Source organism: Massilia eurypsychrophila, from assembly GCF_002760655.1.
In the GTDB taxonomy this organism is placed as follows: Bacteria; Pseudomonadota; Gammaproteobacteria; order Burkholderiales; family Burkholderiaceae_D; genus JAFCUW01.
Genome location: NZ_PDOC01000017.1, coordinates 18617 through 30812, shown reverse-complemented (window position 1 = coordinate 30812; position 12196 = coordinate 18617). Strand labels below are relative to the sequence as shown.

The 12196-nt window shown below is 64.3% G+C and carries 12 protein-coding genes; 8 read left to right on the top strand and 4 right to left on the bottom strand.

All coding sequences use genetic code 11. The features are described 5' to 3' along the window. Nucleotides 1-100 precede the first annotated feature (100 nt). A complete protein-coding gene (locus CR105_RS20920) occupies nt 101-361 on the bottom strand; it encodes a hypothetical protein (protein ID WP_099791802.1) in 261 nt (86 codons plus the stop codon). A 314-nt stretch (nt 362-675) separates the two neighbouring features. On the opposite strand from CR105_RS20920, the gene CR105_RS20915 reads away from it, so the two are divergent. Beyond that, nucleotides 676-3537: a TonB-dependent receptor domain-containing protein gene (locus CR105_RS20915; protein ID WP_180288254.1), complete on the top strand. Its 2862-nt coding sequence runs from the start codon at nt 676-678 to the stop codon at nt 3535-3537. Nucleotides 3538-3541: 4 nt separating this feature from the next. Here the strand turns inward: CR105_RS20915 and CR105_RS20910 are convergent, their stop codons facing one another. Both CR105_RS20910 and CR105_RS20905 read right to left on the bottom strand, forming a co-directional pair. Continuing rightward, complete coding sequence (locus tag CR105_RS20910; protein ID WP_099791798.1) at nt 3542-3790, bottom strand: hypothetical protein; 249 nt, start codon at nt 3788-3790, stop codon at nt 3542-3544. Nucleotides 3791-3813: 23 nt separating this feature from the next. Further along, nucleotides 3814-4719 (bottom strand): SDR family oxidoreductase, encoded by a 906-nt coding sequence (locus CR105_RS20905; RefSeq protein WP_099791796.1) that lies wholly within the window; start codon nt 4717-4719, stop codon nt 3814-3816. Nucleotides 4720-4731: 12 nt separating this feature from the next. Here CR105_RS20905 and CR105_RS20900 point away from each other — a divergent pair, with 12 nt between their 5' ends. From CR105_RS20900 to CR105_RS20880, 5 genes are all read left to right on the top strand, one after another. Then, complete coding sequence (locus tag CR105_RS20900; RefSeq protein WP_099791794.1) at nt 4732-5763, top strand: CDP-6-deoxy-delta-3,4-glucoseen reductase; 1032 nt, start codon at nt 4732-4734, stop codon at nt 5761-5763. A gap of 201 nt (nt 5764-5964) precedes the next feature. After that, nucleotides 5965-6177: a hypothetical protein gene (locus CR105_RS20895; RefSeq protein WP_099791792.1), complete on the top strand. Its 213-nt coding sequence runs from the start codon at nt 5965-5967 to the stop codon at nt 6175-6177. Nucleotides 6178-6274: 97 nt separating this feature from the next. Next, a complete protein-coding gene (locus CR105_RS20890; RefSeq protein WP_099791790.1) occupies nt 6275-7522 on the top strand; it encodes an MFS transporter in 1248 nt (415 codons plus the stop codon). A 15-nt stretch (nt 7523-7537) separates the two neighbouring features. Continuing rightward, nucleotides 7538-8041 carry a GNAT family N-acetyltransferase gene (locus CR105_RS20885; RefSeq protein WP_099791788.1) on the top strand — a complete coding sequence of 168 codons (504 nt, stop codon included), beginning with the start codon at nt 7538-7540 and terminating at the stop codon, nt 8039-8041. A gap of 165 nt (nt 8042-8206) precedes the next feature. Next, nucleotides 8207-8575, top strand: a complete 369-nt coding sequence (locus CR105_RS20880; RefSeq protein ID WP_099791786.1) for an HPF/RaiA family ribosome-associated protein — start codon at nt 8207-8209, stop codon at nt 8573-8575. Nucleotides 8576-8628: 53 nt separating this feature from the next. Here CR105_RS20880 and CR105_RS20875 read toward each other — a convergent pair whose 3' ends face one another. Continuing rightward, the gene (locus CR105_RS20875) at nt 8629-9423 is read right to left on the bottom strand and encodes a helical backbone metal receptor (RefSeq protein WP_099791784.1); all 795 of its coding nucleotides are present in this window, start codon (nt 9421-9423) and stop codon (nt 8629-8631) included. A gap of 137 nt (nt 9424-9560) precedes the next feature. Here CR105_RS20875 and CR105_RS20870 point away from each other — a divergent pair, with 137 nt between their 5' ends. Together CR105_RS20870 and sbcB are read left to right on the top strand one after the other, a co-directional pair. Then, on the top strand, nt 9561-10508 hold the full coding sequence (locus tag CR105_RS20870) for a GGDEF domain-containing protein (protein WP_099791782.1): 948 nt from the start codon (nt 9561-9563) through the stop codon (nt 10506-10508). 232 nt (nt 10509-10740) lie between these two features. Further along, nucleotides 10741-12186, top strand: coding sequence for an exodeoxyribonuclease I (gene sbcB / locus CR105_RS20865; protein WP_099791964.1), 1446 nt, complete (start codon nt 10741-10743; stop codon nt 12184-12186). Nucleotides 12187-12196: the final 10 nt, after the last annotated feature.

The window sequence follows — 12196 nt, the reverse complement described above, 5'->3', positions numbered from 1 at the left end:
GATTAAATGATGGCGTACCTGCCAATCCAGCCGTTATTTAAATGGCTGCAATTGATAAAGAAATGATACACACCGGACTTGGGGTTTTCTTAAGCGAGGCTTATTTGCGAGCTCGAGCGGCGCCGATGGCACGCGAAGAGGTGACCAGGCAGTCGAGCAGGAACTGGATGCCGAGCTGGCCCAAGGTGGAGGGAAGCAGATAAAGCTGCACGGCCGTCGGTGCGGGTTCGGCCGGGGCGAGCCGCCAGCCGAGCTGGCGGCGGATTTCCGCCGGCGCCGGCGGCGGGCGGCGGTCAGCTTCGCGCCCCAGCATGTAAGCGCGCACCTGTTCCTTGGTTGGATTTGTAATTTGACGGTCCATGGACAGCTATCACATGTCGAAAGATCTGGAAAGACATTACTCACAATAGGGCTGAGGCGTATTTTCAGCTTGACGAATGTCAATCGTGTGCCGCCGCGCATTCGGCGCGCGCACTTTCCTCAGCACCTGAAGCTACTAGTTGCAAGTATGACTATTTACCTAGCATAACTGCGAATTGACGACGGCCTGGAGCGCATGCTCTTATCCTTTTGGTACTGGCGCCTCGTCACAGCCGCCGAGGTGCTGTCCGCTGGCGCGGCCGCCGGCAGGTCACTAGAACTTGGGGGCACATCAATATGTTCCGAGAAAAGGTGTTGTCAGGCGCGCTTCGGCAGATGTTTTCCGGCAGCGCCATCCTCGGTCTCATTGTCGTCGCACCGCCGCTGCTGGCGCAGGAAGACATGGCCGTCGTGCACGTCACGGGAACACGGATCACCAGTGCGGGCACCATTTCCAACAGCCCGATATCGTCGGTAACCGCCGCAGAGATTCGATCTGCGCAACCAGTTGCCGTCGAGGAGTTCTTCAAGAACTTGCCGGCGGCCGTGCCGGCTATCGGCCCTGGCACCAATAACGGCAACCTCGGCGGTGCCACCATCGACCTGCGCGGACTGGGGCCCAACCGCACGCTGGTGCTGATCAACGGCCGACGGCTGGTGCCGTTCAATCTGGCTGGTGCGGTGGACACAAACTCGATCCCGCTTGCCCTGATCAGCCGGGTTGACCTGATGACGGGCGGCGCGTCAGTCGTGTACGGCGCCGACGCGGTGTCGGGCGTGGTCAACTTCTATCTGAACCGCAACTTTACCGGCGTCGACCTCACCACGTCCTACGGCGCCACCACCGAGGAACACGACGCCAGGCGCCGTCGCACCGACCTGACGATCGGCACCAACCTTGCAGACAAGCGCGGCAACGTTGTGCTCAGCGTGGGCAAGACCACGGCCGACCCGCTGACCCAGGGCGAGCGCAGCTACGCCATCACCAGCCTGAATTCGGTCACGGGCGCGGCCACAGGTTCGGCTACCACTGTGCCGTCGGCATTTTCGGTCCCCCGTAGTTGTTGCGGCACCGATGCGCTGGCGGGGACGTGGCAGATCGACCCGGCCAGCGGCGCCCTGGTGCAACCGGTTCAGCTCTACAACGCCAACCCGCCTACTTATTATCAGACTGGCCTAGATCGCACTCAAGCCACTGCGCTAGGTAACTTTAAGTTCAACGAGCACGTCGAAGCTTACGCGGAATTGTTTTACACGCGCAGCAAGGTCGGCGCCGTGCTGGCCGAGACGGGCACGTTCGGCAGCACTTATAGCGTGCCGATCGGTAACCCGTTCATACCGGCGCAAGCGCGCCAGCAGCTGTGTGCGCGGCGCGCCATCCCGGCTGCCAGCTGCGTCGAAGGAAATCCCACCATCGTCCCGATGCTGATCAACCGCCGCTTCGTCGAACTGGGGCCACGCTACTTCAACTTCGACAGCAAGACGCTGCAGTACAACATCGGGCTGAAGGGCGAGGTTGCCAACGACTGGAGCTACGACGCGTACTGGAGCCGCGGCAAGGTCGATCAGGAGCAGGTGCGCCGCAACTGGGGATCGCAGTCGAAAGTGGTGCAGGCGCTGAACGCGCTGAACCGCACCAGCTGCGTCAACCCTGCCAACGGCTGCGTGCCGCTGGACGTGTTCGGCAGCGCCGGTTCGATCACGCCGGCTCAGCTCGGTTTCATCAGCCTGCGCACACTGCTGCAGCAATCGGTGCAACAGGACGTCGGGGCAGTGTCGCTATCGGGCAAGCTGGGACAACGGCTGGCGAGCCCGTTTGCGGCGCAGCCGGTCACGCTGGCGTTGTCGCTGGAGCAGCGCAAGGTGCAGGCCTCCACGCTATCCGATCCTGCGTTGCAAGTTGCCGGTGAAGTGCTCGGCAATGTGGCGACGACACCGGACCGCGCGGGCGTGTTCAGGCTCAGGGAGTATGCGCTCGAGATGCTGGTGCCGCTGGTCAGCGACAAGCCTTTCATCAAGACGCTTAACCTGGAGCTGGGCTACCGGCACACGGCATTTTCGACGACCGGCACGTCGCATGAGTATGGCAGCTGGAAATACGGCGGCGAATGGGCGCCGGTCAAGTCGCTACGCTTGCGCGGCATGGTGCAGAAGGCGACGCGCGCGCCGAATGTCAACGAATTGTTCGCGCCGGTCATGCCCAGTTTGTCGAACCTGGCGGTCGATCCTTGCCAGGGCAACCGCATCAGCCAGGCAGCATCGGCAGTGGCGGGCACCCTGTCGAACCTGTGCCGGCTGACCGGCGTGCCGCAAGCGGAGATCGGCAGCCTGCCGGGGCCGTCTTCCAGCCAGATCAATATCCAGAGCGGCGGCAACCGTGAACTGGGGCCCGAACAGGCCAAGACCAGGACGATCGGTTTTGTGTGGCAGCCGGCGCCGAAGCTGTCGCTGACGGTCGACTACTACAAGATCAACATCGACCAGGCCATCTCGAGCCCGACCACCACCGACATCCTCGACGGCTGCTACAGCACCGCCTTCAATCCGAGCCTGGCGCTGAATGCCTCCTGCGCGTTAATCGGGCGAAACACGATCAACGGTACCTTCAATGGTGTCGAGGCCAAGGGGATCCGCACCGCGCTGTCGAACCTGGGTGCGCAAAGTACCAGCGGGGTGGACGCGAATATTGCGTATCGGATCAACACGGCGAGCCTGGGCAGCGTCGACTTCAGCGGCGGCTTCAACCAGGTGCAACGTTTCACGTTCCGCCCCACCCCGGCGTCGATCGAGCGCAACTGTCTCGGCTTCTATAGCGTGGCGTGCGGCGCGCCGCTCCCCAAGCGCAAGTTCAACCAGCGCACCACGTGGACAATCGGCGCCTTTTCGCTCGGCTACAACTGGCGCTATCTGAGTGGGGTCATGGAGGAGCCTGGCGGCACCGACTTCTTGCCGGCGTTTGCAAAAATCGCCGCGTATCACTATGTCGACATCAGCGCGGCGTGGAATGTCCGCAAGATGCTGCGGCTGGCCGTCAGCGTCAACAACGTGGCCAACAAGCAGGCGCCGATCGTCGGCGGCACCATCGGCACCACTTTCACCAACAGCGGCAATACCTTCCCGCAAAATTACGATGCGGTGGGACGCTACGTGACGTTTGGCGCCACGCTGAAGTTCTGACCGCTTATTTCTTTTCGCGCACCCGCTGCTGCTGCTTCTTCTGGGTCTGCGACTTGTTCTGCTTGGCCTCGAACAAGGTGACGGCATCCTTCTTGGCTTGCTCGAGCGTGCACATCTCCGGCTTGTCGTCATGCTGGACGAAAAACTCCGCGTCTTGCGCGTCGACCACCAGCTTGATCGCGGCGGCGTCCTCCAGGTCGTAAAGCTCGGTGAGGATGGTGGTTACTTCGTCCAGGTATTCTTCGTAGGTCATGGTGCTTTTCCTTAATTAGGGCGTCATTTTAACAGCGCCATCCGCGCCAGCGCGCCGAGCACCTCGGGATAGCGCAGCCGCACGCCCAGTTCGCTCTTGATGCGGCCATTGCTGATGCGGCGCGATTCAGACATGAACGACAGCTTGATCGGCGACACCTCGGCGGCTAGCTCGGCGCGCGCCACCCGCGGCGGGCGCGTCAGGCCGAACGCATCGGCTACGCTGTCGAAATAGTCGCCCATCAGCATGTGGGTGTCGTCGACGGCGTGGTACACCCGTCCCGGCAACGCCCGAAACAGCGCCAGCGCAACGATGCCGGCCAGGTCGTCGGCGTGGATGTGGTTGGTGTAGACGTCGTCCTGCGCGATCAACGCCGGCGTGCCCTGCTGCAAGCGCGCCAGCGGCAGCCGTTCGCGCGCGTAGATGCCGGGCGCGCGCACGATCGCCAGGCGCGCGTGCGCCCGCCGCGCCCAGTCGCGCAGCACGCGCTCGGCGTCGACCCGGCGCCGCGCGCGCGCATTGTGCGGCGCAACCGGGCGCGTCTCATCGATCAAGGCGCCCTGGCAATCGCCGTACACCCCGGTAGTGCTGACATAAACCAGCCTGGCACCGTCAGGTAGAATGGCGGTCAGGTTGCGCGTGCGCCGGTCGAGGCTGCCGTCGCCTTGCGGCGGCGCCAGGTGGATCACGTTCGGCGCCAGCCGCGCCAGGCGCTGCAGGCTGGCGGGCCGGTCGAGGTCGGCGACGATCGGAATCGCGCCGGCCGCGCGCAGTTCGGCGCGCCGTTCCGGGTTGCTGGTGACGGCAAACACGCGGAAACGGTCGCGCACCAGCGGCAACAGGCGCATGCCGACATCACCGCAGCCGACGATCAAGAGGCGCGGCAAGCCAATTTTTTGCGCTGTTTTTAGTTTTATCGTGTTCTTCATGTTGAGGATTGTATGACTTTCCAGATCACTGTCCAGCCCAGCGGGCATCGCTTCGAGTGCGAGACGGACGAAACCGTCCTGTCGGCGGCGATCCGCTCCGGCATCGGCCTGCCGTACGGCTGCAAGAATGGCGCCTGCGGTTCGTGCAAGGGCAAGGTCGTCGAAGGCCAGGTGACGCACAAGGCGCACCAGCAGCGCGCGCTGTCGGAGCAGGAAGCGGCCGACGGCTTTTCGCTGTTTTGCTGCGCCCTCGCCTCGTCGGACCTGGTGATCGAAGCGCGCGAAGTGTCGGGCAGCACCGAGTATCCGGTGCGCAAGATGCCGTCGCGCGTGGCCAAGCTCGACAAGGTGGCGCCGGACGTCATCATCATGAGCCTGCAGCTGCCGGCCAACGAAGCGCTGGCCTACCGCGCCGGCCAGTATGTGGAATTCCTGCTCAAGGACGGCAAGCGGCGCAGCTACAGCATGGCCAATGCGCCAAGCAGCCTCGACTCTCCGCTGACCTTGCACGTGCGCCACATGCCGGGCGGCCTGTTCACCGATCATGTCTTCAATACGATGAAGGAGCGCGACATCTTGCGCTTCGAGGGTCCGCACGGCACCTTTTTCCTGCGCGAGGAATCGGACAAGCCGATCGTGCTGCTGGCGTCGGGCACCGGATTTGCGCCCGTCAAGGCGCTGGTCGAACACCTGATCCACCTGAAGTCGTCGCGCCATGTCAGCCTGTACTGGGGCGGGCGTCGGCCGCACGACCTGTACATGAACGAGCTGTGCGAGCAATGGGCGATGATTTTGCCGAATTTCCGCTACGTGCCGGTGGTCTCCGATCCCTTGCCGGAAGACCGCTGGAGCGGGCGCACCGGCTTCGTCCACGCTGCCGTGCTGCAAGACCTGCCCGACCTGTCGGGCCACCAGGTGTATGCCTGCGGCTCGCCTATCGTCGTCGATTCGGCGCGGCGCGATTACGTTGCACTGGGCAAGTTGCCGGCTGAGGAATTCTTCGCCGACGCGTTCACCAGCGAAGCGGATCTGGCCCAGTCATAGCGTCTCGCCGCCGGGCCGGCTTTTGGGGTATTTTGTGCGTAGCGCGGCGCGGTTTTTCCGGGTTCGCGCTGTTCCCGCATTTTCCCAGAGGGGTTTTCCCATGCACCAGCACCGCGTCGCCCGCCACCTGATCCACGCCCTGCTCGCGACGCCAAGCGCAAGCCTGCCGAGTTCCTGGCGTTCGCCACGGTGTGGCCAGGCATGAAGGTGCTCGACGTGGCCGCCGGCGGCGGCGCCACCTCGGCGCTGCTCGCTGCCGCGGTCGGTCCCAGCGGGCAAGTGTGGGCGCAAGGCTTCGCGCTGGAGGCCAAATCGGACTACCTGCGCGCGCCTGGCGACCCGCGCGACCAGCCGTTTTTCACGATGGAAGGCAAGCTGGACGACAAGTTGGCGTTGCGCTTGGTCAAGCGTTAGCCACGCGTCCAGCAGCGAGCGTCTGAAAAGCGCCGGCCCAGCACGCCTGGTGGACATCGGGCATAATTCCTGGCAGCATCTTGTCAAAAAAACGTCCATGTCCCTCATCTCTTCTTCCAGCGGTTTCGCCGTTCTGCGCAATCGCAACTTCGCCTGTTACCTGTCGGCGCGCGTGCTCGGCACCCTGGCGATCCAGATGCAGAGCGTGGCGATTGGCTGGCAAGTATATGAAATCACCGGCGACCTGTTCGACCTCGGCCTCATCGGCCTGGCGCAGTTTGCGCCCTTCCTGGCGCTGATCTTGTTCGCCGGCCACGCCGCCGACCGCTACAACCGCCGCAACATCATCGTCCTCTGCATGGGCGTGCAGCTGCTGTGTTCGCTGCTGCTGCTCGCCTTTACGCTCAGCGGCAGCCACGTGGTGTGGCCGGTGTTCGCCATTCTGGTGTTGTTCGGCAGCGCCCGTGCCTTCATGATGCCGGCCACCCAGGCGATACTGAAGAACATGGTGCCGCTCGAAAGCTTCAGCCAAGCCGTCGCGCTCAGTTCATCGGCCTTCCACGTTGCCGTCATCGCCGGCCCGGTGCTGGGCGGCCTGCTGTACCTGGCCGGTCCGCGCAGCGTCTACCTGACCGCCGTCACCTTGCTGCTGCTGTCGATTTTTCTGATGAGCAAAACGCGCAGCGCGCCGCAGGCCGCCAACACCGAGCCGGCCAGCTGGCATACCGTGCTTGAAGGCCTGCGCTTTGTGCGCTCGCGCCCGATCGTGCTCGGCGCCATTTCGCTCGACCTGTTCGCGGTGCTGTTCGGCGGCGTCACGGCGCTGCTGCCGGCGTATGCGCGCGATGTGCTGCAGGTGGGCCCGACCGGCCTCGGCCTGCTGCGCACCGCGCCCGGCGCCGGCGCCGCGCTGTGTTCGGTCGTGCTGGCGATGGCGCCGATCCGCCGCCATGTCGGCGCCTTCATGTTCGGCGGCGTCGCCGTGTTCGGCGTCGCCACGCTGGTACTGGGCAGCACCAGCAGCTTTGCCGTTGCGCTGGTGGCGCTGTTTCTGCTCGGCGCCGGCGACATGGTCAGCGTCTACATCCGCCACCTGCTGGTGCAATTCGAAACGCCGGACGACATCCGCGGCCGCGTCAGCGCCGTCAATTCGGTCTTCATCGGCGCCTCCAACGAGTTGGGCGAATTTGAATCGGGCATCACGGCCAGCTGGTTCGGGCTGGTCCGCGCGATCACGCTCGGCGGCGTGTTGACACTGACCGTCACCGGCATCTGGGCATGGGCGTTTCCGGTGCTCTCGCGCATGGACCGCTTTCCGCACCACGACAAGGAGCGGGCGTCCTAGCGGCGCTTTGACACGATGCAGCCTGATGCCCTTGCCGCGCTGCTCGCGCCGCTCCACGTGCGCGCACCGGGCGCGGCCGACGCCGACTTTCTTGCCCGCCTGTACGCCTCGAGCCGCACCGATTTGCAATCTGCCGCTGCCGACCCCGCGCTGGTGGCGTCGATCATCGGCATGCAGCAGCGCTTGCAGGCGGCCGGCTACCGTCAGGCGTTTCCGAACGCACACTACCTGCTGCTAGAACAGGCCGGCGCGCCGTGCGGGCGCATCGTCGTCGATGCCGGCGCAGCCGCGCTGCGGCTGGTCGACATCGCGCTGTTGCCGGCGGCGCGTGGTCACGGACTCGGCAGCCGCGTCCTGCGTGCACTGCAAGCGTGCGCGCAGAACGCGGCCGTGCCGCTGACGCTGGCGGTGCACCACAGCAATCCACGTGCGCGGAAACTGTATCTGTCGATGGGATTTGAGGTCATGGGGCGCGACGCCGCCAGCGAGCATTTGATGTGGTGTAATACCCCGCCATGACCGTCACTCTCCCGACGCCAGGCGCTCGAGGCAACCGACCTTGCTGCGATCAAGTCATGACGCCGTTCCAGCAGAGCGTTGTCAAATCGGCGGAAGGTGTAAGATAAATCAGTGAACCAAGCCCGAGGTTGGGGCGAGCACTTGATGAACAACCAGGAGTGACTTATGCAAATCAACATCAATACCGACAAGACCATCGAACGCCATCAAGGACTGGACGACCACGTCGAGTCCGTCGTAAACGCTGCGATTGGCCGATTTGGCGAACACATTACCCGCGTTGAAGTGCACCTCAGTGACGAGAACAGCCAGAAGTCGGCAGACGGTGGCAACCGCTGCATGCTCGAAGCGCGCGTGACCGGCTACCAGCCAATTGCCGTCAGCGACCATGCAGCCACCTTGCACATGGCCATCTCCGGCGCCGCCGACAAGCTCAAGCGCGCCATCGACAGCGCCCTCGGCCGCCTGCACGACAAGCAGCTGCATCGCACGCCGACCCTGGCCGACGAGACGCTCGACGAAGTCAACGAATAATCCCTGCCTAGCGGCCGGATGCAATGAGGCGGCCCGCGCGGCCGCCTTTTCTTTTAGGTCAGCAGGTTGCCGTCGGCAATCTGGCGCAGGTAGCGCAAGCCTGCCAGCGAACGGCTGCCGTACCACGACATCAGTTCTCCATCGACCAGGTGCACCGGCTTGCCGATCTGGCGTTCAAGGGCATCGGCGTGCACTTCGGTAAAGCGGTACGGCTCGGTCGACAGCAGCACGCCGTCGATGCGCGCGACCAATTGATCGCTCCACTCGAAACGCGGATAGCGCGCCGCGTCGTCCAGTTGCGGCACGCTCCAGCCGATCTCGGCCATCATGCGCGCGATATAGGTTTCCCGCGACACCGCCATCCACGGATCCTGCCAGATGCAGTACAGCATGGTCTGCGGCACGCCTTTCGGCGTCGCCTGCAGGGCCGCGTATTCGGCCTCGAATTGCGCGCACCAGGCGTCGGCCGCGGCGTTGGCGCCGAATATGCCGCCCAGCAGGCGCGCCAGGTCGAGGTTGTCGCGCGGCGCCAGCGGGTGCGTCACGATGATGTGCGGCACGAATTCGGCCAGCGCCTCGACCGTCGGCTTCTCGTTCTCGTCGATATTGACGACCAGGTGGGTCGGCGCCAGGCGCCGGATCTTGTCGATATTGACATCTTTGGTGCCGCCCACTTTGGCGATTTGTTTCACCGTCTCGGCCGGATGGATGCAAAAGCCGGTGCGCCCGACCACCTGCGCGGCCAGCCCCAGGTCGCACAGCAATTCGGTGATCGACGGCACCAGCGAGACAATGCGCGCGGCCGGGTCGGGGATGTGGCGGGCGCCAACGGCGTCGGTCAGGGTCATGCACTCTCCAGGTATGGCGTGTAGCGGCTATTGAAACACTGTTGTTTATCGGGCGCCAGTGCCTTGTGGGCGTGGCAATGCGTTATCATGCTATTGCTTATTAGAATTATATTTGTAGTACGCAACTGAGGATTATTGTGGAACACATCGGCACCTTCGGGGCCTCCGCCTACCGCATCGGCGAGCTGCAGCTGTTTCGCGATGCAGATGAACAGCACATTGCCGCCGCGCTGGCGCAGTGTGCCATTGTTCGCCTCGCCGATGGCAAGCGGCTGCAGGATACTTTCCGCGCGCGTCTGTACATCGTGCTGCGCGGCGCGCTGGCCGAGGCGGCTGCCGACGGCACCATCAGCAAGATTCTGCGCGGCGAAAGTGTCGGCGAGCAATCGGTGCTGGACGAAGCGACCAACCTGGCCGACATCACCGCGGTCGACGACACCGAACTGCTGGTGATCGAAGCGGACCTCGTGTGGCAGCTGATCGACAAGTCGAATGGCGTAGCCCGCAATCTGTTGCGGCTGCTGTCGTTTCGCATCCGCGCCGCCAGCGCGCTGCTGCGGCGGCGCCAGAAGCTGGGCGAATTCTATCGCCAGCTGTCGATGAACGATGGCCTGACCGGTCTCTACAATCGTGCCTGGCTCAACGACATGCTGCCGAAGATGGTGTCGACTGCGCTGCGCGCCGAGGGTCCCTTGTCGCTCGTCATGATCGACCTCGACCACTTCAAGCGCTTCAACGACACCCATGGCCACCTGGCCGGCGACGCCGCGTTGCGCGCCGCGGCTGGCGTCATCCATGCCGCGCTGCGCCCGTCCGACTATGCGGTGCGCTACGGCGGCGAAGAGATGCTGGTGATACTGCCCGACACCAGCGAAAACCTGGCGCGGATGGTAGCCGAGCGGCTCTGCCAGCGCCTGCGCAAAGCCGTCATTTTCGACGACATGCGCCTGCCGCTGCCGCAGCTGACGGGCTCCTTCGGCGTGGCCTGCCTCGGCGCCGATATGGACGAGATGCAACTATTGGCCGCCGCCGATTCCGCGCTGTACCGCGCCAAGGAAGCCGGCCGCGACCGCGTCTCCCTATAAATAAATTGGGGTCAGACCCGTTTTTTGATCGGCGAATCATCCCTTAAATCTAACAAAAACGGGGTCTGACCCCTGTTTTCTGGAAACAGGGGTGGTTGACGGCGCTGCATCGAGGTCCGACCTGCGTCCGACCCTGATCCGTTGGCCGAAACTTGCTGCCAACGACGCCGCACCGGCCGTTTTTGTGACACCATACGAGCCGCCGCGCGATCGCGCCTACCGACTGACACACATGACGACCCATACCTTTCTCTGGCACGACTACGAAACCTTCGGCGCCGTGCCGCGTCGCGACCGGCCCGCCCAGTTCGCCGCGATCCGCACCGACGCGAACCTGAACGAGATCGGCGACCCGATCATGCTGTATTGCCAGCCGGCGCCCGATTTTTTGCCGGATCCGCAGTCGTGCCTGATTACTGGCATCACGCCGCAGCAGTGCCTCGAATGGGGCGTCCCCGAACACCAGTTCGCCAAGACGGTCGAAGCAGCGTTCAGCCAGCCCGGCACGATCGGCGTCGGCTACAACACCATCCGCTTCGACGATGAGATCACCCGCCACTTGTTCTGGCGTAACCTGATCGATCCGTATGCGCGCGAATGGCAAAACAATTGCGGCCGCTGGGACCTGCTCGACGTCATCCGCATGACCTACGCGCTGCGTCCGGAAGGCATCGAATGGCCGCGGCGCGAAGACGGCAAGCCGAGTTTCCGGCTGGAAGACCTGGCACGCGCCAACGGCTTGCTGCACGAGGCCGCCCACGATGCGCTGTCGGATGTGCGCGCCACTATCGCGTTGGCGCGCCTGATCCGCGACCGCCAGCCGAAGCTGTTCGATTTCTGCCTCGGACTGCACAAGAAGGACAAGGTTTCTTCCGAAATGGGGCTGCACCTGGAAGCGGCCACGCGCCAGCCTTTCCTGCACGTGTCCGGCATGTTCCCAACCGAGCGCGGCTGCCTGGCACTGGTGTGGCCGCTGGCGACCCATCCGACCAACAAAAACGAAGTCCTCGTATGGGATTGCAGCCATGATCCGGCCGAACTGTTCGCGCTCGACGCCGACACCATCAGGCTGCGCCTGTTCAGCCGCAGCGCCGACTTGCCCGAAGGGATGACGCGGCTGCCGATCAAGAGCGTGCACGTCAACAAGTCCCCTATGCTGGTCGGCAACCTGAAGACGCTTAGTCCTGTCATGGCCGAGCGCTGGGGCATCGACCTCGATCAAGGCCGCGCTTACGCCCAGGCTGCCGCGGCCGGACCGGACATGGCCGCCATCTGGGCCGAAGTCTACCGTCGTCCGGCAGCGCCGCCGGCCGATGTCGACGAGGATTTGTATGGCGGCTTCGTCGGCAACAACGATCGCCGCAAGCTCGAGTCGCTGCGCGCCGAGACGCCCGAGAAACTGGCGACGGCGCGCCCGGCGTTCGACGACGAGCGCCTGACGGAACTGTTGTTCCGCTACCGCGCGCGCAATTTTCCGCACACGCTCAGTGCGGCCGAGTCGACGCAGTGGGAGCAGCACCGCGCCGCCCGCCTGTTCGACGGCGACGGCGGCGCGCGCACCATCGAGCAACTGTTCAGCGAAATCGACGCGCTGTCGGAGAACGCCGATGAGCGCGCCGAAGACATCCTTGGCGCGTTGTACGATTATGCGGAGTCGATCGCGCCGAGCCGGCGCTAGCGTTACCCAC

What these genes read in the sequence shown, in the direction of transcription:
- CR105_RS20920 (WP_099791802.1), bottom strand. Translation starts at nt 361, where the DNA reads ATGGACCGTCAAATTACAAATCCAACCAAGGAACAGGTGCGCGCTTAC.
- CR105_RS20910 (WP_099791798.1), bottom strand. Translation starts at nt 3,790, where the DNA reads ATGACCTACGAAGAATACCTGGACGAAGTAACCACCATCCTCACCGAG.
- CR105_RS20905 (WP_099791796.1), bottom strand. Translation starts at nt 4,719, where the DNA reads ATGAAGAACACGATAAAACTAAAAACAGCGCAAAAAATTGGCTTGCCG.
- CR105_RS20900 (WP_099791794.1), top strand. Translation starts at nt 4,732, where the DNA reads ATGACTTTCCAGATCACTGTCCAGCCCAGCGGGCATCGCTTCGAGTGC.
- CR105_RS20895 (WP_099791792.1), top strand. Translation starts at nt 5,965, where the DNA reads ATGAAGGTGCTCGACGTGGCCGCCGGCGGCGGCGCCACCTCGGCGCTG.
- CR105_RS20890 (WP_099791790.1), top strand. Translation starts at nt 6,275, where the DNA reads ATGTCCCTCATCTCTTCTTCCAGCGGTTTCGCCGTTCTGCGCAATCGC.
- CR105_RS20885 (WP_099791788.1), top strand. Translation starts at nt 7,538, where the DNA reads ATGCAGCCTGATGCCCTTGCCGCGCTGCTCGCGCCGCTCCACGTGCGC.
- CR105_RS20880 (WP_099791786.1), top strand. Translation starts at nt 8,207, where the DNA reads ATGCAAATCAACATCAATACCGACAAGACCATCGAACGCCATCAAGGA.
- CR105_RS20875 (WP_099791784.1), bottom strand. Translation starts at nt 9,423, where the DNA reads ATGACCCTGACCGACGCCGTTGGCGCCCGCCACATCCCCGACCCGGCC.
- sbcB (WP_099791964.1), top strand. Translation starts at nt 10,741, where the DNA reads ATGACGACCCATACCTTTCTCTGGCACGACTACGAAACCTTCGGCGCC.